We start from the raw sequence: 824 nt of genomic DNA, 5'->3' as shown, positions 1-824 counted from the left end.
AAAACTGACCTTCTCGCCACTCTCTCGCCGTCAAATTGAAGCCGACTTCTCCGGTGGCCACATCACCTCCGATGCCGGATTGCTCCTACTTCGCGAAGTCGACAAACAACACCAGCTCACTCAGCGCCTGGCTACGGTGCTGGACGATACCCGTAATCCGGTGCTGGTTCGCCACAAGCTTCAAACCATGGTCCGGCAGCGGGTCTTTGGCGTGGCTGCCGGGTACGAAGACCTCAACGATCACGAGGCGCTACGCGCTGATCAGGCACTTCAGACCGCAACCGGTGAAGATGCCATTCTGGCGGGCAAATCGACCTTGTGCCGGATGGAACAGCGCGTGGACCTGTAATCCACCCAAGGAAATTGTGCTGGATTTTGATGGCACTGACATTCCAGTGCATGGCGACCAGCCCGGCAAGTTCTTTAACGCCTACTACGATCACCATTGTTTCTTCCCGCTGTACGTGTTCTGCGGCCGTCACCTGTTGGTGAGCTACCTGCGCACCAGCAATCGAAGCGACAGCCGCCACAGCTGGGCCATTCTGGCCCTGCTGGTGAAGTTCATCCGGCAGTACTGGCCGGATACCCGCATCGTGTTCCGGGGTGACAGCGGCTTCTATCGCCCCCGATTGCTGAGCTGGTGCGACCGGAATAACGTGGATTACCTTGTGGGCATCAGCAAAAACAGCCGGCTGCTCAAGGAGGTGGACGTACCCTCGATGCTGGTTCGCAGGACTCACGGGGAGTTGGGAGAAAAAGTCTCTGCCACCTACCGGTTCCAGTACCAGGCCCGAACCTGGAACCACCCCCGCTGGGTGATCGCG

The 824-nt window shown here is 58.7% G+C and carries 1 pseudogene; it reads left to right on the top strand.

The features are described from left to right. Positions 1 to 824, top strand: a pseudogene (locus tag Q669_RS14275) (IS1380 family transposase); the annotation flags it as partial.

The organism is Marinobacter sp. C1S70 (genome assembly GCF_000475355.1).
Lineage (GTDB): Bacteria > Pseudomonadota > Gammaproteobacteria > Pseudomonadales > Oleiphilaceae > Marinobacter > Marinobacter nauticus.
The sequence above is the reverse complement of the archived record's forward strand: the minus strand, read 5'-3'. Positions and strand labels throughout refer to the sequence as shown.